The organism is Bacillus sp. iso_77 (genome assembly GCF_056173625.1).
In genome coordinates this window covers 2,041,468-2,062,654 of record NZ_CM149683.1, presented here as the reverse complement: position 1 = coordinate 2,062,654, position 21,187 = coordinate 2,041,468, and the positions used below count along the sequence as shown (strand labels likewise).

Sequence of the window (21,187 nt, the reverse complement as noted above, 5' to 3'; positions counted from 1 at the left end):
ATATAAGTTGAACCCTTCATGTTTGAAGGGTTTATTTCATAAAACTGAATGAAAATTATAAATCCCGGTTGAAACATGATGATGAACATATTGAATCGCGGCTGGATTGAAAGGAAGGGTACTATGGGTAAACCTGTCGTAGCCATTGTTGGAAGGCCCAACGTTGGAAAATCTACAATTTTTAATCGAATCGCAGGCGAAAGAATATCGATTGTAGAAGACACACCTGGTGTAACAAGAGATCGAATCTATAGCTCTGCTGAATGGTTAAATTATGACTTTAATTTAATAGATACTGGTGGAATTGATATTGGAGATGAGCCGTTTTTGGCGCAAATTCGCCATCAGGCTGAAATCGCAATGGATGAAGCGGATGTTATTATCTTTATGGTCAATGGAAGAGATGGCGTCACATCTGCGGATGAAGAAGTCGCAAAAATTTTATATCGCACGAAAAAACCTGTCGTACTTGCTGTCAATAAATTGGACAACCCTGAAATGAGAAGCGACGTGTATGACTTTTATGCACTTGGATTTGGCGAACCGTATCCGATTTCTGGAACGCACGGACTCGGTCTAGGTGATCTGCTTGATGCTGTCGCAGAGCATTTCAAAAACTTACCAGATACACAGTATGATGAAGAAGTGGTCCAGTTCTGCTTAATCGGCCGCCCAAATGTAGGGAAATCCTCTTTGGTGAATGCGATGCTCGGTGAAGAACGTGTCATTGTCAGCAACATTGCTGGTACAACAAGAGACGCTGTAGATACAATGTTTACGTACAACCAACGTGACTTTGTCATTGTCGACACAGCCGGTATGAGAAAAAAAGGGAAAGTATATGAAACAACAGAGAAATACAGTGTACTCCGTGCGTTGAAAGCCATTGATCGATCGGATGTTGTCGCTGTTGTTCTTGATGGTGAAGAAGGCATTATTGAACAGGATAAACGTATTGCAGGTTACGCACACGAAGCGGGTAAAGCCGTTGTGATCATTGTGAACAAGTGGGATGCTGTTGAAAAAGACGAGCGTACAATGAAGGAATTTGAGCAAAACATTCGCGAGCATTTTCAATTCCTTGATTATGCACCTGTCTTATTCATGTCTGCTCTTACGAAAAAGAGGATTCACACGTTAATGCCAACAATCATTACCGCTAGTGAAAATCATGCGATGCGCGTTCAAACTAACATTCTAAACGATATTATCATGGATGCCGTAGCAATGAACCCAACGCCGACCCATAACGGACAGCGTCTGAAAATTTACTATGCAACACAAGTGGCGATCAAACCGCCGTCCTTTGTTGTGTTTGTAAATGATCCAGAACTTATGCACTTTTCTTATGAGCGTTTCCTAGAAAACCGAATTCGAGATGCATTTGGTTTTGAAGGAACACCAATTAAAATATTTGCGAGAGCGAGAAAATAAAAAGGGTGAGCAGGATGAAGAAAATTTCAGTACTTGGAGCAGGGAGCTGGGGAACAGCTCTTGCGCTTGTATTAGCTGATAATCATCATGATGTACACATGTGGGGACATAGACAAGAATTAATTGATCAAATCAACGAGAAACATGAAAATCATGATTACTTGCCTAATGTTGCATTGCCAGCGTCTATTCAAGCGACAACAGATATGAAACAGGCACTAGAAGGGACAGATGCGATTATTGTCGCTGTGCCAACAAAGGCTATTCGAGAAGTATTGAAACAGGCCAATGAGTTCATTACGTCAAAGGTGCCATTTGTTCATGTCAGTAAAGGAATTGAACCAGATACGCTTCTTAGAATTTCTCAAATGATTGAACAAGAAGTCCCAGAAGCGAAAAGGGAAGCAGTGGTTGTCCTGTCAGGACCAAGTCACGCTGAAGAAGTTGGCTTGCGTCATCCGACAACTGTTACTGTCTCGTCAGAAAATATTGAAGCAGCTCAATTTGTTCAAGATTTGTTCATGAACAATCATTTTAGAGTGTACACCAACCCTGATGTGATTGGGGTGGAAATTGGCGGGGCGCTGAAAAACATCATCGCTCTTGCGGCAGGGATCACAGACGGACTCGGATATGGCGATAATGCGAAAGCAGCGCTCATCACAAGGGGTCTTGCTGAAATCGCCCGCCTCGGCACAAAAATGGGAGGAAACCCTCTTACGTTTGCCGGATTAACAGGTGTTGGAGATTTGATTGTCACATGTACAAGTGTTCATTCGCGTAACTGGCGCTGCGGGAATTTACTCGGTAAAGGATATAAGCTCGAAGAAGTGCTTGAAAAAATGGGGATGGTTGTCGAAGGCGTCCGCACAACAAAAGGCGCTTATCAGCTCTCCAAAGAATACAAGGTCAGCATGCCGATTACAGAGGCTCTTTACGGCGTCCTATTTGAAGGGAAAAAGGTTGACGATGCTGTAGAATCCTTGATGGCACGTGTGAAAACACATGAGATGGAAGACCTTGTGAACATGTTCGAAAACCAAACAAAGTAATTGGAAGACTGAACTTAGGCGTGTAGAGGATGCAAGAAGGGGAAGACTTGCATAACATAACAATGAAGTTTGAATAGAGCTTTGCCTCTACAGAATGAGGAAAAATAGTCGACCTAATGACTGAAGCAGAGTCCCCCTCTTTGCTTCAGTTTTTTTATTCACTTTTTTCTGAATGATTGGAAAAATGATTGATATTTTACTTAATTTTGGTTTAGAATGAAATATAAACGCTTACAATTCGTTTATATTAAAGGGGGACAGGCACGATGAGTTTTGCTTTAATCAAGATGTGGTTTGCGCTTGGTTCAATGGGGCTCATGTTTTTAGCCGTTGTAACCATTTATTTGAGTAGGTTTAAGCTGAAGAGCCGATTTCTGAAAATAACAGCTTCGACTGTTGCGTACAGCTTGATGCTCATATCAGGTATCATTGTGTTTTTAGTTGTAGTTAGCGGGCCGGTCAATGAATAAAGAAAAAGGAAGAATGTGATGATCAAAGCAAAAATCAGTGTCATGCTGTTAACACTTATTTTACTTACGGGGTGCCTCTATCCAGAGAATCGCAAAGCTGAAAACCGCGTGCCATATAAAGAGCAGCTGCAAAGTGTGCAGACAGCGATTGAAGACTTTCAAAAAGCGACAAATGGCCTTTTACCGATTGAAACAAAAGAAGGCGACACACCTATTTATCAGAAGTATGTCATTGACTTTAAGCGTCTGTCACCAAGATATTTACACGATGTACCGTCGACATCTTTTGAAGGCGGGGGCGAATATATCTATGTCCTCACAGACGTCGAACAAAATCCAACGGTGAAACTGCTTGATGTCAAAATGACACAAACGATCAGTGAATTACGTCTAAGGATCAAAATATATCAAGATGAACATACATATCCGCCATATGGCAAAGTAGTATCCAAAGATTTATATACGTTAAATGAAAAAAAACTAGGGTTAAAAGCACCGCCTACAGTGACGAGCCCTGTCACGGGTGAATCACTTCCATTACTGATTTCCTCAAATGGCGAAATCTATGTTGACTATCGCAGTGATTTTGCCCAGATTTTGAAAAATACGAAACAAAAGCTGAAACCAGGTGAAAATATTCAAGATGTCTATTGGCAGGAAACCCCGTTTGTACCAGCGTTTTCCGTTCCATATACGATCAACAAAAAAGGTGAGCCGGCTTTTTTAGAAAAAAAGACGTCATAAACAAGAATGAACCTTTCTCCTCTGCATATAAATGAGGAGAAAGGTTTTTTTATGGCTAAACATACTCTCAAAACAAAAAAGGTGTCATATTCAAATAGGACAACGTCATACACATATATTGTCCTGACACCTTTCAAGCACCGTTTGATTGAAGTATAGAGTATTTTATTTGAAAACGAGGATAGCAAGTCCGGGAGGGGATCACTTGGAAAAAGTCGATATTTTCAAGGATATCGCTGAACGAACAGGAGGCGATATATATTTAGGAGTCGTTGGAGCTGTTCGTACAGGGAAATCTACGTTTATTAAAAAGTTTATGGAGCTCGTGGTGCTCCCGAATATCAATAATGAGGCAGACCGTGCAAGAGCACAGGATGAATTGCCGCAAAGCGCAGCAGGAAAAACCATTATGACCACAGAGCCAAAATTTGTGCCAAATCAAGCGGCATCCATTCACGTGAGTGACGGCCTGGATGTCAACATTAGGCTTGTCGATTGTGTAGGCTACACCGTGCCTGGTGCACGTGGGTATGAAGATGAAAATGGTCCGAGAATGATTAATACGCCGTGGTATGAAGAGCCAATCCCGTTTCATGAAGCAGCGGAAATTGGTACACGCAAGGTCATTCAAGAGCATTCAACCATTGGTGTTGTGATTACAACAGATGGATCAATTGGGGAAATCCCAAGACATGACTATATTGAATCAGAAGAACGTGTCATTGACGAACTCAAAGAAGTTGGAAAGCCTTTTATTATGGTGATCAACTCTGTGAGACCTTATCACCCTGAAACAGAAGCACTGCGGCAGGAACTTAGTCAAAAATATGATATTCCTGTACTCGCGATGAGTGTCGAAAGTATGAGAGAACAAGACGTCCTCAGTGTACTTCGTGAAGCATTATATGAATTCCCAGTGCTTGAGGTGAATGTGAACCTGCCAAGCTGGGTTATGGTACTAAAAGAAGATCATTGGCTAAGAGAGAGTTATCAGGATTCAGTGAAAGAAACCGTCAAGGATATTAAGAGATTAAGAGATGTTGACCGAGTGGTAGGTCAGTTCAGTGAATTCGATTTTATCGAAAGAGCGGGCTTAGCGGGCATTGAAATGGGTCAGGGGATCGCAGAAATTGATCTGTATGCGCCGGATGATCTATATGATCATATCCTAAAAGAAGTGGTTGGTGTGGAAATTAGGGGCAAAGATCACCTTCTTGAGCTCATGCAAGATTTTGCACATGCGAAAACGGAGTATGATCAAGTGTCTGACGCTTTAAAAATGGTGAAGCAGACTGGTTATGGAATTGCGGCACCAGCTTTGTCGGATATGAGTTTAGATGAGCCGGAAATCATTAGGCAAGGATCAAGATTCGGCGTCAGATTAAAAGCAGTCGCGCCATCTATTCATATGATTAAGGTAGATGTAGAAAGTGAGTTTGCGCCGATTATCGGAACAGAAAAACAAAGTGAAGAGCTCGTCCGATACTTAATGCAAGACTTTGAGGATGATCCGCTTTCTATCTGGAATTCCGATATATTTGGACGCTCACTCAGCTCGCTTGTCAGAGAAGGCATTCAAGCAAAACTCTCGCTGATGCCGGAAAATGCAAGGTATAAACTAAAGGAAACGCTTGAACGAATTATTAACGAAGGATCAGGCGGTCTGATCGCGATTATTCTATAGGATGTGAGACCTCTCATTGATGGGGGTCTTTTTTTGCGTGCGGGTGAAGTCATAAAAAGACAATTGTATAAAGATTAGTCAGATTCAGGCTGAAATTAGGAATATTCGTTCGCAAAAGTGCCCTTAATCCTTGACGAATAAGGATTCTTCCCTTTAAAATGCTTGATATGGTATTTCATATGTGTTAATCTACTTACAGAAAATCTTCACTTTGTTGGACAAACATTCCTTCAAAGAGAAGTTTTCTAATGAAAAGCCATGTATGACGCTTTCTAGACGCTCTTTTTTTCAAAAAAAGTGTATAGAAAGAAGATGAATTGTGAAGAAATGATAACAATCTATTGAATGCATATTTTTGGGAGGAGGTGAAAGGCATGAACAAGACAGAACTTATTAACGCGGTTGCTGAAGCAAGCGAGTTATCTAAAAAAGACGCGACAAAAGCAGTTGATTCTGTTTTTGATACAATTTTAGATGCACTTAAAAATGGTGACAAAATCCAACTTATTGGTTTTGGTAACTTTGAAGTACGTGAGCGTTCAGCTCGTAAAGGACGTAACCCACAAACTGGTGCAGAGATCGAAATCCCTGCAAGCAAAGTACCTGCTTTCAAACCAGGTAAAGCACTTAAAGACGCGGTGGCAGGTAAATAATCGTTATGTGTAATGATCCTATTGAAGGAGTTATACATATACAGTTTCACACTGGTCTAGAAAAGCCCCTTTGATAAGGGGCTTTTCCTTTTGAATCAAATGGTTTGTTTAGAACGCTCTCCTTTGCTTTTAGGATCTGAAGTGTGCTAGAATCTGAATGAAATGTAATCGCCTTTGGAGGATATAATACATGAGTGAAATAAATAAAGAATTAATCGAACACGCGGTACGCGATATATTAAAAGCAATCGGAGAAGATCCAGATCGTGAGGGACTTCTTGATACCCCAAAACGAGTAGCAAAAATGTATGAAGAAGTGTTCTCGGGATTAAATGAAGATCCAAAAGAACATTTTAAAACCATTTTTGGTGAAGATCATGAAGAACTTGTTCTTGTGAAAGATATTGCTTTTCATTCAATGTGTGAACACCATCTTGTGCCATTCTATGGCAAAGCCCATGTCGCTTATATTCCGCGCGGCGGAAAAGTAACGGGACTCAGCAAGCTGGCGAGAGCAGTAGAAGCCGTGGCAAAGCGCCCGCAGCTTCAGGAGCGCATTACATCAACGATTGCAGATAGTATGGTGGAAACTTTAAATCCACATGGTGTGATGATTGTCGTTGAAGCAGAGCATATGTGTATGACGATGCGCGGAGTGAAGAAACCCGGCGCTAAAACAGTCACTTCAGCCGTACGCGGTACATTTGCAAATGATGCGGCAGCAAGAGCAGAAGTGCTTTCATTTATTAAAAACGACTAATCCATAGATGGAAGGTGAACAGATTGAGTGAAAATAAAGCATCTGATTTTGTGGTGATTAAAGCCATTGATAATGGTGTCAATGTGATCGGCTTAACTAGAGGTTCCGATACAAGATTTCACCATTCCGAAAAGCTCGATAAAGGTGAAGTCATTATCGCACAATTTACTGAGCACACATCAGCCATCAAAGTGCGGGGCGATGCTGTCATTCAAACAAGCTTCGGTGAAATTCAAAGCGAAGCAAAGAAATAACGCACGACTATGCACTTGATAGCATGAAAGTTAGGCCTGATATGGTATAATAAATCTCTATACAATGTAGAGAGCTACATATGAAACTGTAATTTTTGGGACAAGGGTGATATCTTTGCAAGACATCTACGGAATTTTATCTAATCTGAATATAAAATTAAACAAAAAGCTTTCTCATCCTTATTTGGCGAAGCATTTGCGTGCGCCGCTCATCGATGAAGATAAGCTCCTTCTTTTTCATGCAATGTTTGATGAAGCTCAAATCGATGCTGAGAAAAAAGAAAATTATATTTTAACGGCGATGCTTGTGCAAATTGCCCTTGATACCCATGACGAAGTCACAACTGCTGCAGCCATCAAACAAGACGAGTTCAAAAATCGTCAGTTGACCATCCTAGCAGGAGACTATTTCAGCGGTCTCTATTACTCTCTTCTCTCTGACATGAAAGATATTTACATGATCCGTACTCTCGCCACGGCGATCAAAGAGATTAATGAACATAAAATTAGACTATATGATCGATCCATTCAAGATGCAGCCCACTTTTATAAAAGTGTTGCTACAGTAGAATCTGCGCTATTCCAAAGAATTTCTGAGCACTTTCAATTGACGCATTGGAATGAAATTGCAAGTCGCTTCCTTGTTTATAAACGTTTTATGAAACAAGCAGAAGACGACAAACATTTAAAACTTTTTTTGAACGATAGCTATACGGACGCCTATACATGTTTTGACAACTTTGAAAGTGAAGGCTATGAAAAGGCCAAACGATCAATCAAGGAGCATCTAGTTTCATCTCCGATCGTTCAAAAAGAGCTATTAAATCGCTTGGATCATATGAAAAATGAACCTGCGTACCATCAGAAAGTGGAAGAAGGGTAAGTCATGCAGCAATCAAAAGAACAGCGAGTACACGGTGTATTTGAAAAAATTTATAAAAACTATGATCAAATGAACTCTGTCATTAGCTTTAAACAGCATAAAAAATGGCGCGATAAAACAATGAAGCTCATGAATGTTCAAAAAGGAGCCAAAGCGCTAGATGTATGCTGCGGAACTGCCGATTGGACGATTGCGCTTGCAGACGCTGTTGGAGAAACAGGCGAGGTCAAAGGCCTTGACTTCAGTAAAAATATGCTGAGTGTTGGCGAAACGAAGGTGAAAACAGGCGGCTACAATCAAATTGAGCTGCTCCACGGCAATGCAATGGAGCTTCCTTTTGAGGACAACTCATTTGATTATGTCACAATCGGTTTTGGCCTTCGAAATGTCCCTGATTACTTAACAGTGCTAAAGGAAATGACACGAGTGGTAAAACCCGGGGGAATGGTTGTCTGCCTTGAAACATCACAGCCTGAGATGATTGGGTTTAAACAAGGGTATTATGTCTATTTCAAATACATCATGCCGCTCTTTGGCAAGCTGTTTGCCAAAAGCTATCAGGAGTATTCATGGCTTCAAGAATCAGCCAAAACGTTCCCTGGCATGAAAGAATTGGCGTCTCTTTTTGAAGAGGCCGGTCTATCTGATGTCTCGTATCATCCATTTACAGGCGGTGTAGCAGCAACACATATCGGAAAGAAGCTTTGAATAAACGATATTTGGGTGAAAATAATGAAACTAAAAGCAATGATTTCTTTTCTAAATCATGATATCGATATAATTGAAAAAGAGCTTGAACAAACCGTTCGCTCTGATTATGCATTATTAAGTGAAGCCGGTCTTCATTTGCTGCAAGCGGGCGGAAAACGAATCCGCCCCGTTTTTGTTCTCCTTTCAGGCATGTTTGGTGACTATGATATTAATAAAATTAAATATGTAGCCGTAGCGCTTGAATTAATCCACATGGCATCACTTGTCCATGATGATGTCATTGATGATGCAGAACTGAGAAGAGGAAAACCGACGATTAAAGCAAAATGGGACAACAGAATTGCGATGTACACGGGGGATTACTTATTTGCAAGGTCACTCGAGTACATGACGAAAATCAATCACCCAATGGCACATGAAATTTTGTCAAAAATGGTCGTCGAGCTCTGTCTTGGGGAAATAGAACAAGTCAAAGATAAATACAACATGGACCAAAACCTTCGTACATATTTAAGAAGAATTAAACGAAAAACAGCCTTGCTTATTGCAGGTAGCTGCCAATTAGGTGCGATTGCAGCTGGAACAGATGAAAAAACACATAAAGCCCTTTACTGGTTTGGGTACTATGTTGGTATGTCGTACCAGATCATTGATGATGTCCTTGATTTTACATCAACTGAAGAAGAATTAGGCAAACCTGTTGGCGGGGACCTTTTACAAGGAAATGTCACTCTTCCCGTTTTATATGCGCTTCAGAACCCGACGTTAGAAGGTCAGTTGAAGCTGATCAATAGTGAAACGACGGAAACGCAGCTGAAACCTGTGATTGAACATCTCAAACAAACAGATGCGATCGACCGTTCCATTCGAGTGAGTGAAATGTATTTGAAAAAAGCATTTGAACAGCTCGATCAACTTCCGCGCGGGCGGGCTAAATCTTCATTAGCGTCGATTGCAAAATATATAGGTAAACGAAAATTCTGATCAACGTTTCGTTGATTGGTTTTTTTGTGAAATTTTTTGTCAAAAATTGATTATTATAAAAAAAAATGATACGATCACTTTGTAACAATGTAAGCCTATACATACATAACGACGGGGTGGAAAACGTATATGGACAAAACATTTCTTATGGTCAAGCCTGATGGTGTGGAAAGACAATTAATCGGTGAAATTGTGTCAAGATTCGAAAAAAAGGGGCTTCAGCTTGTTGGAGCAAAGCTCATGAGCATTCCAAAAGAAGTAGCAGAAACACATTACGGAGAGCATAAAGAAAAACCATTTTTCGGTGAATTGGTTGACTTTATTACGTCAGGACCTGTATTTGCGATGGTATGGCAAGGTGAACAAGTCGTAGACGTAACAAGGCAGATAATTGGAAAGACAAATCCGAAGGAAGCGCTTCCAGGAACAATAAGAGGCGACTATGGATTAACTGTTGGCAAAAACATTATCCATGGCTCAGACTCACCAGAAAGTGCCGAAAGAGAAATCAACCTGTTCTTCAAACAAGAAGAACTGACAAACTGGGATCAAACGATCTCAAGCTGGATTTATTAATGTTCAAGCCAAAGTGTTCATCAAATGATCACTTTGGCTTTTTTATATTGAGATTTCTATCCGAATTTTCGCATGAGATGATACAAATTTATGATAAAAACAGCTATACTAGGACAAAGATAGATGAGACAGGAGAGGACATTGATGGATCAGTATCAAGTATTTGTTGGAAAATGGAAAAAACTAACTGGGGTAGATCTGAATTTATATAAAGAAGCACAAATGAAACGAAGATTAACATCTCTTTATGATAAAAAAGGATATAAAGATTTTGAGGCATTTGCGTCTGCTCTTGAAAAGGACAAAGCACTATTAGATGAAACGATGGATCGAATGACGATCAATGTGTCAGAATTTTACCGAAACTATCAGCGCTGGGAAGTACTTGATCAAAAAATCCTGCCGCTGCTTTCAAAAAACAGCGGCACCCTAAAAATATGGAGTGCAGCTTGCTCTACTGGAGAAGAACCGTATACACTCTCAATGTTGCTATCAAGCCATCCGCTTGTGAAGGACTTCCAAATTATTGCAACGGATATAGATGATAAAGTCTTGCAATCTGCGCAAAAAGGAAGATATCATGAACGATCTTTGCAAGAGGTGCCAGATCAAATCAAGCAAAAATATTTCACCAAAGAAGATTCTTCATTTTACACGGTGAAGGATGAGATTCGAAAGCACATTCAATTTAAGAAACACAACCTTTTAGCAGATCCATATGAAAAACAGCTGGATCTCATCGTGTGCCGAAATGTCCTCATCTACTTTACAGAAGAGGCGAAAGAAGAAATTTACTTAAAAATGAGCAGCAGTTTAAAGCAAAACGGCGTATTATTTGTTGGTTCTACAGAACAAATTTTTCACCCAGAAAAGTTTGGATTAACCTCTGCTGATACTTTCTTTTATCAAAAGAAGGGGTAGTAGCTGACTTTTTAGTAGGAAGTGTGTTATCATAGTTTTACTTAAAAGCGTTAATGCGATGAAGGGAGAATAAGTCATGAGGTACTTAACAGCAGGTGAATCACATGGTCCACAACTGACCACAATTATTGAAGGAGTTCCAGCGGGACTTTACATAGAGCAGGATGACATCAATTATGAACTGGCTAGAAGACAAAAAGGTCATGGCCGCGGAAGAAGAATGCAGATTGAAAAAGACCAAGCGAAAGTGTTAAGTGGAGTCCGCCACGGGAAAACATTAGGTTCTCCTATTGCACTTGTTGTTGAAAATAATGATTGGAAGCACTGGACAAAGGTCATGGGTGCAGAGCCAATTACTGAAGAAGAAGAGAGTGAAATGAAGCGTCAAATCTCTCGTCCAAGACCAGGGCATGCGGATTTAAATGGTGCGATTAAATATGGTCACCGTGATATGAGAAACGTATTAGAGCGCTCATCAGCACGCGAGACAACGGTTCGTGTAGCAGCAGGTGCAGTAGCGAAACAAATTTTGGCTCACCTTGGAATCAAAGTGGCTGGTCACGTCCTTGAAATAGGTGGAGTAAAAGCTTCCCATACCGCTTATGAATCTATTGAAGATTTGCAAAAAGTAACAGAAGAATCACCTGTTCGCTGCTATGACAGTGAAGCTGGTCAAAAAATGATGGATGCCATTGACGAAGCGAAGCAAAACGGCGATTCAATTGGTGGTATTGTCGAAGTCATCGTTGAAGGGATGCCAGTTGGAGTCGGCAGCTATGTGCACTATGACCGCAAACTGGATAGCAAGCTAGCAGGCGCAGTACTGAGTATCAACGCTTTTAAAGGGGTTGAATTCGGTATTGGCTTTGAGGCGGCTTCTAAAAATGGCAGTGAAGTTCATGATGAAATCATCTGGGATGAAGAAAAAGGCTATACGAGAAAAACAAATCGCTTAGGTGGTCTTGAAGGCGGAATGTCAACTGGCATGCCAATCGTCGTAAGAGGGGTTATGAAACCAATTCCAACCTTATACAAACCATTGCAAAGCGTGGATATTGAGACAAAAGAACCTTTCTCTGCAAGTATTGAGCGTTCTGACAGCTGTGCTGTTCCAGCCGCAAGTGTAGTAGCAGAAGCAGTCGTTGCATGGGAAATCGCCAATGCAGTGGTTGAGCAGTTTGGTCTTGATCAAATTGACCGCATTAAAGAAAATGTGGACAAAATGCGCCAGCTTCAGAGGGAGTTTTAATGAAAACACTGGAAGTGAAGACGTCTTCAGCCACTTATCCTGTATATATCGGTGATGGGATTAGACAAAATATCGTAGACTTGATTACTTCCACTGGGCGATCCTACACGAAGCTCTTTATCGTGACAGATTCAGCCGTCGATGCCCTTTATGGAGATGAAATGGTTCAATTACTTAAACAGAAATGGTCTGTACAAAAAGTAGTGGTGCCAAACGGAGAACAATCAAAATCTTTTGAGCAGTTTGAGCAGATTCATACGAAAGCCATCCAATTTCAACTCGACCGCTCCTCATGCATCATTGCATTAGGAGGCGGGGTGATTGGAGACTTGGCTGGCTTTGCTGCTGCCACTTATATGAGAGGCATTGATTTTATTCAAGTACCGACCACGCTGCTTGCACATGATAGTGCAGTCGGCGGAAAAACTGGAATCAATCATCCGCTCGGCAAAAATTTAATTGGTGCGTTTCATCAACCGGCTGCTGTCATCTATGATACAAGTATGCTAGAGACACTCTCACCAATAGAGCTGAGATCAGGCTTTGCAGAAGTGATAAAACATGCACTGATTTCAAGTGAAGTCTTTTTATCAGAACTGATGTCCATTCGTTCGTTGACAGAATTATCAAGGGATGAACTGGCACATATGCTTTATCAAGGGATTCAAGTGAAAGCATCCATTGTTCAAGAAGATGAAAAAGAACAAGGTGTGCGGGCATACTTGAATTTAGGTCATACACTAGGTCATGCCATTGAAGCGGAGTATGGATACGGTGCGATCACGCATGGAGATGCCATTGCAATTGGCATGCAGTTTGCTTTATATGTCAGTGAAAAAGAGCAAGGACTCAGCCTAGATCGTGAGAAACTTAAAGTGTGGATGAAAGAACTAGGGTTCCCAGTACAAGTCACACAAACGATTTCAACCAAAACATTTGTCGATCGCATGATTGGTGATAAGAAGGCAAGAGGCGGGAGTGTTCAGTTTGTTTTGCTAAAACAAGTTGGAGACGTCACCCTGCAATCTTTCACAAAAGATGAGCTGTATCACTGGCTCGAAGAATGGAAACGGGAGGAGGGCTGTCTATGATGTTTCGCGGGATACGCGGGGCTACAACTGTGACAGAAGATACAGAAACAGAAGTGTTAACCAAAACGAAGCAGCTACTAGAAGCGATCATTTCAAAAAATCAAGTAGATCCAGAGCGTGTCGTGCAGATCTTGATTTCAGCTACACAAGATATTCACTCTGTTTTTCCAGCAAAAGCACTCAGGCAGTTTGAAGGATGGACCTATGTGCCTGTTACTTGTATGCAAGAGCTTGACATTGATGGAGGTCTAAAGAAGTGTATTCGCGTTTTAATGACCGTTCAGACAGATGTCAAGCAGGAAGACATCCAGCACGTATACTTGGAAGAGGCTGTCACGCTTCGGCCTGATTTACAGTTGACAAAAAACAAGGAATTATAATACGATATGAACAGCCGAAGTTTACACACAGGTGTGAACGGCATTGCAAGCTTAGAGAAGATGAGAATGAGACTAGGGTAGTTGAGATGAGTAGAGTTGAGCAGAGATACGATACTTCTATTTAATCATACTGCCTAAAAGAGCGAAGCCTCTTTTAGGCTTATTTCGTATACTCAAACAAATCCTCAAGATGTCCCCTCATTCTCCTTAATTCCATTTAAGGAGTGTGCTTATGAAATCCCAATCAAACCTTACCCAATTTTTAAGAGACAGTCAGTTTTACAAAACCATCCCGATTGTTGAAACCATTACAGTTGATACGCTCTCACCCATTCAAATTGTTGAGAAACTGAAACAGGATATTGTGTATTTGCTAGAAAGCAAAGACGAATCTTCTAGCTGGTCGAGATATTCCTTTATCGGATTACATCCTTTTTTAACATTACATGACGAGCAAGACCATTATATTGCTCGTGACACTGCGGGAAAGTCAGTGATGCAAAAAGCGGAGCTGAAAGAGTTGCTTGACTGGATGAAAGAGCAATATCAAATCAAGACACCTGAAATTGATATTCCATTTACTGGCGGAGCCGTAGGGTACTTAAGTTACGACCTCATTCCCAACATTGAGCCGTCTGTCAAGCCGCATCCGAATGCATCAACAACAGATAATTGCACATTATTTGTATGCCAAACAATGATCGCATTTGATCACGAAACAAACCAAGTTCATTTTATTCAGTACACGCAGCTGAACGGTCATGAAACAGAGGAAGAAAAAATTCTGGTTTATCGAGAAAATCAAAAGCAGCTTGAACTGATGATACAGCAGCTTCATACAAAAATTGATATGAAAGAACTGATTATCTCAGGGAATATGAATGAACCCCCTTCGTTTGAACAGGTGACGTCTACCTATGAAAAAGCAAAATTTTTAAAGGATGTCGAAAAAATCAAGGAGTATATTCGAGCGGGTGATATCTTCCAGGGTGTACTTTCTCAGCGTTTTGACATTCCAGTGACAGTGAGCTCATTTGAATTATATCGTGTGCTTCGGATCGTCAATCCATCACCGTATATGTATTTTATGAAATTAAAAGATCGAGACTTAGTCGGAAGCTCGCCAGAACGATTAATCCATGCGAAAAACGGACACTTAGAAATCCATCCAATTGCTGGTACAAGAAAACGAGGATTGACAAAAGAAGAAGATGATGCACTAGCAAGAGAGTTGCTCGATGATGAAAAAGAAAAAGCAGAACATTACATGCTGGTGGATCTGGCTCGAAATGATGTGGGACGTGTGGCAGAATACGGCAGTGTGTCTGTCCCAACTTTTACAAAAGTCGTGAACTTTTCGCACGTCATGCACATTATTTCTATTGTGACAGGGAAGCTGAAGCAGGATACACATCCAGTAGACGCACTTATGTCCGCTTTTCCAGCAGGCACATTGACAGGCGCCCCCAAAATTAGGGCGATGCAATTATTAAACGAAATGGAGCCTGAGCCAAGAGAGACGTATGGCGGCTGTATTGCCTATATTGGTTTCGACGGCAATATCGATTCCTGTATTACCATTCGCACAATGAGCGTCAAACATCAGACTGCTTCTATACAAGCAGGTGCCGGCATTGTCGCTGATTCCGTTCCAGAAAACGAATGGGAAGAGACATGTAATAAGGCAGGAGCACTTCTAAAAGCCATTCAGCTTGCTGAACATATTTTCTCAGAAAAGGAGAGTGTGCCAAATGAATCAACGACTATCAGCTCTTGTTAATGGAGGAAAACTATCAGAAAAAGAAGCAAATGGCCTGATGCATGATATGATGAGCGGCTCGTTAACAGATGCTGAAGTCGCTGCTAGTCTATCTATTTTAGCGCATCGAGGAGAAACCGCCGAAGAAATGACAGGCTTCGTGAAAGCCATGAGGCAGCATGCAGCACCAGTAGAAAGGTCACTTGATGTCGTTGATACGTGCGGGACAGGAGGCGACGGTTTATCAACATTTAATATATCAACAGCCGCTGCCATCGTTGCTTCGGCTGCTGGGGCGAAAATCGCCAAGCACGGAAATCGTTCCGTCTCCTCTAAAAGCGGGAGTGCTGACGTGCTAGAATGTCTTGGTATTCAAATTCAATCCACACCTGAAGAAACAAGACGGCAAATACAGCAGAAAAACATGGGCTTTTTATTTGCACCGCTCTATCATTCTTCTATGAAACAAGTAGCCGCCGTACGCAAGCAGCTCGGATTTCGGACGGTATTTAACTTATTAGGACCGCTTTGCCACCCGATGCAGGCCAAAAAGCAAATCATCGGTGTGTATGCAAAGGAAAAGGCAAAGCTCATGGCGAAAGCTCTTGCTCCTTTGGAGCCAGAACATGTCCTGTTTGTTTGCGGAGATGATGGGCTGGATGAATTAACCATTACAGCAAATTCATACATCATTGAACTCAAAAAAGGTGTCATGACAGAATATACGTTAAACCCAGAAGACTTCGGACTTGAAAAAGGGCATTTATCAGACATTCAGGTCGAATCACCAGAAGAAAGCGCCAAATTGATTCAGAATATATTGAATTATCAAGCGGGTGGAGCACCGCTTCATATTACAGGGCTTAATGCTGGGGCCGCATTATATGTGGCAGGAAAAGCAGAGAGTCTGATGGCAGGCACAATGAAAGCATTAGAAACGATCAAAAACGGATCAGCTAAAGAACAATTAGCCCGTCTAAAACAAAAAACGAAAGAGGAAGAGATCTATGCTTAATCAAATTATCGCCCGTAAAAAAGAACATGTGCAAACCTTGCAATTACCTGAGGAAGGACATTATGAAAGACAATCATTTAAAGAAGCTCTTATGAATCCTCACCGCTCAATAGGACTGATTGCTGAGGTGAAAAAAGCGTCTCCTTCCAAAGGAATCATTCAGCCTCATTTTGATCCTTTACAGACAGCAAAAGCATACGAAGCATCAAATGCTGATTGTTTATCTGTCTTAACGGATGAACCGTTTTTCCAAGGGAAAAACGAATATTTGTCTCTTATTAAAGAACACATCACACGTCCTATTTTAAGAAAAGATTTCATTATTGACTCTATACAAGTAGAAGAATCGAAACGGATAGGGGCAGATGCCATTTTATTAATCGGAGAGGTGCTTGAGCCGCAAAAGCTGTATGAGCTCTATACAGAAGCGAAAGAAAAAGGACTGGATGTCCTCGTTGAAGTACATGCAGCACATACACTAGAAAAGATCTTACACCTATTCACTCCTGAGATTATCGGTGTGAACAACCGGAATCTCAATACGTTTACAACAACTGTTGAACAAACAAAAGAGATCGCGCCACTTGTTCCAAAAGACGTATTACTAGTAAGTGAAAGCGGGATAAAGACATTTGATGATCTGACCTTTGTGAAACAGCACGGAGCAAATGCCGTTCTTGTTGGTGAATCTTTAATGAGGGAACAATCACAGGAGAAAGCCGTTCAGGCATTGTTCGGAGAATGAAGAAAAGTAAGCCTTACTTAAAATATTGCGGGGCTGTCTCACAAGAGGATGTCGCATGCATCTCGCAATCCCAAGCGGATGCCATCGGTTTTATTTTTGCGCCGAGTAAAAGACGAGTTGATCCAGATCAAGTGAAACACTGGCTGTCACAAGTAAAATGCAAAAAAGAGATAGTGGGGGTATTTGTGAATGAAAAAACACCAAAAGTGTGCGAGATCACAAACAACCTCCCCTTAGATATTGTGCAGCTTCATGGCGATGAGACGCCAGAAGATGCAAGCGACATCAAACAACAAACGAAGGCGCTCGTTTGGAAAGTGTTCCATCACGAGCCCGATGTAAACGACACACTTGAACATATGACGGCATTTGCTCCAAGTGTCGACGGCTTTCTCATTGATGCGAAAGTAAAAGGCATGAGAGGCGGTTCTGGAACAGCTTTTGCATGGGAGGCGGTGCCTTCATATGTTCAGCATGCAAAACAACTGGGAAAAACTTGCGCCATTGCTGGCGGGATCACGCCAGACACCATAATAGATCTGCTTGCTTTTGGTCCAGACGCCATAGACCTTTCAAGCGGTATAGAAGAAAACGGAAAGAAAAGCAGTACAAAGATGAAAGTGCTCGAAGAAAGGATGTTGAACCATGTACGCATATCCAAATGAGATTGGCAGATACGGAGAATTTGGAGGGAAATTCGTTCCTGAAACGCTCATGCAGCCACTAGAAGAGATCGAACAAGCTTTTCGTGAATTAAAAGAAGACCCTGCTTTTCAAAAGGAATATATATCGCTTTTGAAAAACTATTCAGGCAGACCAACTGCACTCACATACGCTGATCAATTATCGGCATATCTCGGCGGTGCTAAAATCTATTTAAAAAGAGAAGATTTAAACCATACAGGCGCTCATAAAATTAACAATGCGCTTGGGCAGGCACTGCTAGCGAAAAAAATGGGGAAATCAAATATCATCGCCGAAACAGGAGCAGGTCAGCACGGTGTAGCTGCTGCAACGGTGGCCGCAAAATTCGGTTTATCCTGCACTGTATTTATGGGAAAAGAAGATGTGGAAAGACAATCACTCAATGTGTTCCGAATGAAACTGCTCGGCGCTGAAGTCATACCTGTCACAAGCGGGAACGGAACATTAAAGGATGCAACCAATGAAGCCATCCGCTATTGGGTCCAGCATTGCAGTGACCACTTTTATATGATCGGCTCAGTCGTTGGACCTCATCCGTATCCTCAAATCGTCAGTGAATTTCAGCGGATGATCGGAGATGAGGCAAAAGCGCAGATACTTGAAAAGGAAGGGCAGCTTCCTCATAAAGTCGTTGCCTGTGTTGGCGGCGGGAGCAATGCGATAGGAATGTACCGGGCATTCTTAGATGAAGAGGTCGATATCATTGGTGTAGAAGCTGCTGGGAAAGGAATCGACACTCCGCTTCATGCAGCGACCATCACGAAAGGGACAAAAGGTGTCATACATGGATCTTTGACATACTTGATCCAAGACGAATTTGGTCAAATTATTGAGCCTTATTCGATTTCAGCTGGATTAGACTATCCGGGGATCGGACCAGAGCATGCGTATTTGCATGCGAGCGGCCGGGTTCAATATGTGAGTGCGACAGATCAAGAAGCACTAGATGCGTTAAAGCTGCTCACAGAAAAAGAAGGAATCCTGCCAGCGATCGAATCTGCACATGCTTTAGCTAAAGCGTTTGAAATGAGCCAGAACATGAGGGAAGACGACATTGTTCTTGTCTGCTTGTCAGGCAGAGGAGATAAGGACGTGCATACATTAATGAATGTGCTTGAAAGTGAGGGTGAAACAAAATGATCACATTTCAATTAGAGCAAGGTCAGAAATTATTTATTCCATTTATTACAGCGGGTGATCCATCAGAAGAGATCACCATTGATTTAGCCCTCGCGCTTCAAGCAGCAGGGGCACATGCGATTGAACTAGGTGTTCCGTATTCCGATCCGTTAGCGGACGGCCCCGTCATTCAAAGAGCTTCTAAAAGAGCACTTCATCATGGTATGAATATCGTAAAAGCGATAGAATTAGCAGGAAAGATGAAAAAAAACGGCGTAAAAATTCCTGTAATTCTATTTACGTATTATAATCCTGTGTTACAATTAGACACAGAATACTTTTTCGCTTTACTGCGCAAAAATCATATTTCGGGACTCTTAACACCCGACTTGCCTTTTGAAGAGAGCAGCGAGCTGCAGAAGAACTGTCAAGCACACGACATTTCATATATATCACTCGTTGCACCAACAAGCAAGGAACGATTAGAAAAAATTGTAGAGCAGGCAGAAGGTTTTGTGTATTGTGTTTCATCTCTCGGCGTCACAGGTGTCAGACAATCTTTCGACGCATCGATTACAGATTTTATTCAACAAGTAAAACAGCTGAGTCAAATACCAGTTGCTGTAGGTTTTGGTATTTCAACAAGAGAACAAGTAGACTCAATGAATAAAATGAGTGATGGTGTCGTTGTCGGCAGTGCGCTTGTCAATAAAATTGAAGAGCTTCAAGAACAATTAGTAGCAAGTGATACACGCCAAGAGGCTTTAAGAGAATTTGAAACATATGCAAAAACATTTAGTCCCCTCTATTCATTCAAATGAGGTGAAACATTTTGCAAATCAAAGATCAATTAAAACAGCTAAAACCGTATCAACCTGGGAAACCAATTGAAGAGGTCAAAAAAGAATATCAATTAGACAAAATTGTGAAATTGGCTTCAAATGAAAACCCTTTTGGATGTTCCACACATGCAAGAGAGGCCATACAAGCTGAACTTGAACATTTAGCGATTTATCCAGACGGATACAGCGCAAGTTTAAGAACGGAACTGGCTGAGTTTCTTCAAGTAAATGAAAAACAATTAATATTCGGGAATGGCTCAGATGAACTTGTGCAAATTATTGCTAGGGCATTCCTTGATCAACATACAAATACGGTGATCCCATCTCCGTCATTCCCGCAATACCGTCACAATGCAGTGATTGAGCATGCAGAGATTAGAGAAGTACCACTTCTAAATGGTGGAGCTCATGATCTAAAGGGAATGCTGGATGCGATGGATGACAACACAAAAGTCGTTTGGGTGTGTAACCCGAACAATCCGACAGGAAATCATTTGTCAGAGTCTGAGCTCGTATCGTTTTTAGATCAAGTGCCTGCTCACGTGCTTGTCGTTCTAGATGAAGCATATTTTGAATATGTTCGCGCGGAAGACTTTCCGAACAGTTTATCTCTATTAAAAGCCTATCAAAATGTCATTGTACTGCGCACGTTCTCTAAAGCATATGGACTTGCGGCACTTCGAGTAGGTTATGGGGTTGCCTCAGAGGAGTTGATTACCGCCATTGAACCTGCGAGGGAGCCCTTTAATACAAGTCGTATCGCTCAGGCAGCTGCACGTGCAGCCATTAAAGATCAAGACTTTATTCAATCGTGCAGACAAAAAAATGAAGCAGGTCTCAAACAATATCAAGATTTTGCAGACCGTTTTGGATTATTTATCTATCCATCTCAAACAAACTTTGTGCTGATTGATTTTAAAAGAGACGCAGAGGAGCTGTTCAATGCACTTTTGAAAAAGGGCTATATCGTTCGATCTGGTCAAGCTCTCGGATTCCCAACTTCTTTACGTATTACTGTTGGAACAAAGGAGCAAAATGAAGAAATCTTAACTACACTTGCCGATTTATTACAAGGCATTCGTGCGTAGCATAACAATGAAGTCATATCCTGTTTATGGGATATGGCTTTCGTTGTAACTCATCCAATATACATATA

At 41.4% G+C, this 21,187-nt stretch carries 23 protein-coding genes; all 23 read left to right on the top strand.

The features are described from left to right. The first annotated feature begins 123 nt into the window (after window positions 1-123). The 23 genes from der to hisC all read left to right on the top strand — a co-directional run bounded on the left by der (window position 124) and on the right by hisC (window position 21,119). Window positions 124-1,434 carry a ribosome biogenesis GTPase Der gene (gene der, locus AC0VYC_RS10440; RefSeq protein WP_008344528.1) on the top strand — a complete coding sequence of 437 codons (1,311 nt, stop codon included), beginning with the start codon at window positions 124-126 and terminating at the stop codon, window positions 1,432-1,434. A gap of 14 nt (window positions 1,435-1,448) precedes the next feature. Beyond that, window positions 1,449-2,486, top strand: coding sequence for an NAD(P)H-dependent glycerol-3-phosphate dehydrogenase (locus AC0VYC_RS10435; protein ID WP_024718502.1), 1,038 nt, complete (start codon window positions 1,449-1,451; stop codon window positions 2,484-2,486). Window positions 2,487-2,752: 266 nt separating this feature from the next. Continuing rightward, the gene (locus tag AC0VYC_RS10430; protein ID WP_024718503.1) at window positions 2,753-2,956 is read left to right on the top strand and encodes a DUF2768 domain-containing protein; all 204 of its coding nucleotides are present in this window, start codon (window positions 2,753-2,755) and stop codon (window positions 2,954-2,956) included. 18 nt (window positions 2,957-2,974) lie between these two features. After that, a complete protein-coding gene (locus AC0VYC_RS10425) occupies window positions 2,975-3,700 on the top strand; it encodes a hypothetical protein (protein WP_007500961.1) in 726 nt (241 codons plus the stop codon). 205 nt (window positions 3,701-3,905) lie between these two features. Further along, window positions 3,906-5,384 carry a stage IV sporulation protein A gene (gene spoIVA, locus AC0VYC_RS10420; protein WP_008344534.1) on the top strand — a complete coding sequence of 493 codons (1,479 nt, stop codon included), beginning with the start codon at window positions 3,906-3,908 and terminating at the stop codon, window positions 5,382-5,384. Window positions 5,385-5,758: 374 nt separating this feature from the next. Then, window positions 5,759-6,037, top strand: coding sequence for a non-specific DNA-binding protein Hbs (hbs, locus tag AC0VYC_RS10415; protein ID WP_003215863.1), 279 nt, complete (start codon window positions 5,759-5,761; stop codon window positions 6,035-6,037). 190 nt (window positions 6,038-6,227) lie between these two features. After that, window positions 6,228-6,797 carry a GTP cyclohydrolase I FolE gene (gene folE, locus AC0VYC_RS10410; protein WP_003215789.1) on the top strand — a complete coding sequence of 190 codons (570 nt, stop codon included), beginning with the start codon at window positions 6,228-6,230 and terminating at the stop codon, window positions 6,795-6,797. Window positions 6,798-6,820: 23 nt separating this feature from the next. Next, window positions 6,821-7,051 (top strand): trp RNA-binding attenuation protein MtrB, encoded by a 231-nt coding sequence (mtrB, locus tag AC0VYC_RS10405; RefSeq protein ID WP_008344541.1) that lies wholly within the window; start codon window positions 6,821-6,823, stop codon window positions 7,049-7,051. A gap of 115 nt (window positions 7,052-7,166) precedes the next feature. Then, complete coding sequence (locus AC0VYC_RS10400; protein ID WP_024718505.1) at window positions 7,167-7,934, top strand: heptaprenyl diphosphate synthase component 1; 768 nt, start codon at window positions 7,167-7,169, stop codon at window positions 7,932-7,934. A 3-nt stretch (window positions 7,935-7,937) separates the two neighbouring features. Next, window positions 7,938-8,642 (top strand): demethylmenaquinone methyltransferase, encoded by a 705-nt coding sequence (locus AC0VYC_RS10395; protein ID WP_007500957.1) that lies wholly within the window; start codon window positions 7,938-7,940, stop codon window positions 8,640-8,642. Between the two features lie 24 nt (window positions 8,643-8,666). Further along, complete coding sequence (gene hepT, locus AC0VYC_RS10390; protein WP_160757560.1) at window positions 8,667-9,629, top strand: heptaprenyl diphosphate synthase component II; 963 nt, start codon at window positions 8,667-8,669, stop codon at window positions 9,627-9,629. A gap of 129 nt (window positions 9,630-9,758) precedes the next feature. Then, window positions 9,759-10,205, top strand: coding sequence for a nucleoside-diphosphate kinase (gene ndk, locus AC0VYC_RS10385; protein ID WP_003216015.1), 447 nt, complete (start codon window positions 9,759-9,761; stop codon window positions 10,203-10,205). A 144-nt stretch (window positions 10,206-10,349) separates the two neighbouring features. Then, window positions 10,350-11,126, top strand: coding sequence for a CheR family methyltransferase (locus tag AC0VYC_RS10380; RefSeq protein WP_008344547.1), 777 nt, complete (start codon window positions 10,350-10,352; stop codon window positions 11,124-11,126). Window positions 11,127-11,202: 76 nt separating this feature from the next. Beyond that, window positions 11,203-12,375: a chorismate synthase gene (gene aroC / locus AC0VYC_RS10375; protein WP_008344548.1), complete on the top strand. Its 1,173-nt coding sequence runs from the start codon at window positions 11,203-11,205 to the stop codon at window positions 12,373-12,375. Beyond that, entirely contained in the window at window positions 12,375-13,466 is a 1,092-nt protein-coding gene (aroB, locus tag AC0VYC_RS10370) for a 3-dehydroquinate synthase (RefSeq protein WP_096881578.1), read from the top strand. The genes aroC and aroB overlap by 1 nt, the downstream gene beginning before the upstream one ends. Continuing rightward, entirely contained in the window at window positions 13,463-13,846 is a 384-nt protein-coding gene (aroH, locus tag AC0VYC_RS10365) for a chorismate mutase (protein WP_008344549.1), read from the top strand. Before aroB ends, aroH begins: the two co-directional genes overlap by 4 nt. A 232-nt stretch (window positions 13,847-14,078) precedes the next feature. Beyond that, complete coding sequence (gene trpE, locus AC0VYC_RS10360; RefSeq protein ID WP_335350776.1) at window positions 14,079-15,626, top strand: anthranilate synthase component I; 1,548 nt, start codon at window positions 14,079-14,081, stop codon at window positions 15,624-15,626. Then, window positions 15,598-16,620 carry an anthranilate phosphoribosyltransferase gene (gene trpD / locus AC0VYC_RS10355; protein WP_335350777.1) on the top strand — a complete coding sequence of 341 codons (1,023 nt, stop codon included), beginning with the start codon at window positions 15,598-15,600 and terminating at the stop codon, window positions 16,618-16,620. Before trpE ends, trpD begins: the two co-directional genes overlap by 29 nt. After that, window positions 16,613-17,365, top strand: coding sequence for an indole-3-glycerol phosphate synthase TrpC (trpC, locus tag AC0VYC_RS10350; RefSeq protein WP_024718509.1), 753 nt, complete (start codon window positions 16,613-16,615; stop codon window positions 17,363-17,365). The genes trpD and trpC overlap by 8 nt, the downstream gene beginning before the upstream one ends. Further along, entirely contained in the window at window positions 17,362-18,030 is a 669-nt protein-coding gene (locus AC0VYC_RS10345; RefSeq protein ID WP_024718510.1) for a phosphoribosylanthranilate isomerase, read from the top strand. The genes trpC and AC0VYC_RS10345 overlap by 4 nt, the downstream gene beginning before the upstream one ends. Next, the gene (gene trpB / locus AC0VYC_RS10340; RefSeq protein ID WP_142155373.1) at window positions 18,011-19,210 is read left to right on the top strand and encodes a tryptophan synthase subunit beta; all 1,200 of its coding nucleotides are present in this window, start codon (window positions 18,011-18,013) and stop codon (window positions 19,208-19,210) included. The genes AC0VYC_RS10345 and trpB overlap by 20 nt, the downstream gene beginning before the upstream one ends. Further along, window positions 19,207-20,010, top strand: a complete 804-nt coding sequence (trpA, locus tag AC0VYC_RS10335) for a tryptophan synthase subunit alpha (protein WP_335350778.1) — start codon at window positions 19,207-19,209, stop codon at window positions 20,008-20,010. Before trpB ends, trpA begins: the two co-directional genes overlap by 4 nt. A gap of 11 nt (window positions 20,011-20,021) precedes the next feature. Continuing rightward, a complete protein-coding gene (gene hisC / locus AC0VYC_RS10330; RefSeq protein WP_335350779.1) occupies window positions 20,022-21,119 on the top strand; it encodes a histidinol-phosphate transaminase in 1,098 nt (365 codons plus the stop codon). Window positions 21,120-21,187 lie beyond the last annotated feature (68 nt).

Coding starts and splice junctions, on each gene's coding strand:
- der (WP_008344528.1), top strand. CDS start 124: ATGGGTAAACCTGTCGTAGCCATTGTTGGAAGGCCCAACGTTGGAAAA.
- AC0VYC_RS10435 (WP_024718502.1), top strand. CDS start 1,449: ATGAAGAAAATTTCAGTACTTGGAGCAGGGAGCTGGGGAACAGCTCTT.
- AC0VYC_RS10430 (WP_024718503.1), top strand. CDS start 2,753: ATGAGTTTTGCTTTAATCAAGATGTGGTTTGCGCTTGGTTCAATGGGG.
- AC0VYC_RS10425 (WP_007500961.1), top strand. CDS start 2,975: ATGATCAAAGCAAAAATCAGTGTCATGCTGTTAACACTTATTTTACTT.
- hbs (WP_003215863.1), top strand. CDS start 5,759: ATGAACAAGACAGAACTTATTAACGCGGTTGCTGAAGCAAGCGAGTTA.
- folE (WP_003215789.1), top strand. CDS start 6,228: ATGAGTGAAATAAATAAAGAATTAATCGAACACGCGGTACGCGATATA.
- AC0VYC_RS10395 (WP_007500957.1), top strand. CDS start 7,938: ATGCAGCAATCAAAAGAACAGCGAGTACACGGTGTATTTGAAAAAATT.
- hepT (WP_160757560.1), top strand. CDS start 8,667: ATGAAACTAAAAGCAATGATTTCTTTTCTAAATCATGATATCGATATA.
- ndk (WP_003216015.1), top strand. CDS start 9,759: ATGGACAAAACATTTCTTATGGTCAAGCCTGATGGTGTGGAAAGACAA.
- AC0VYC_RS10380 (WP_008344547.1), top strand. CDS start 10,350: ATGGATCAGTATCAAGTATTTGTTGGAAAATGGAAAAAACTAACTGGG.
- aroC (WP_008344548.1), top strand. CDS start 11,203: ATGAGGTACTTAACAGCAGGTGAATCACATGGTCCACAACTGACCACA.
- aroB (WP_096881578.1), top strand. CDS start 12,375: ATGAAAACACTGGAAGTGAAGACGTCTTCAGCCACTTATCCTGTATAT.
- aroH (WP_008344549.1), top strand. CDS start 13,463: ATGATGTTTCGCGGGATACGCGGGGCTACAACTGTGACAGAAGATACA.
- trpE (WP_335350776.1), top strand. CDS start 14,079: ATGAAATCCCAATCAAACCTTACCCAATTTTTAAGAGACAGTCAGTTT.
- trpD (WP_335350777.1), top strand. CDS start 15,598: ATGAATCAACGACTATCAGCTCTTGTTAATGGAGGAAAACTATCAGAA.
- trpC (WP_024718509.1), top strand. CDS start 16,613: ATGCTTAATCAAATTATCGCCCGTAAAAAAGAACATGTGCAAACCTTG.
- AC0VYC_RS10345 (WP_024718510.1), top strand. CDS start 17,362: ATGAAGAAAAGTAAGCCTTACTTAAAATATTGCGGGGCTGTCTCACAA.
- trpB (WP_142155373.1), top strand. CDS start 18,011: ATGTACGCATATCCAAATGAGATTGGCAGATACGGAGAATTTGGAGGG.
- trpA (WP_335350778.1), top strand. CDS start 19,207: ATGATCACATTTCAATTAGAGCAAGGTCAGAAATTATTTATTCCATTT.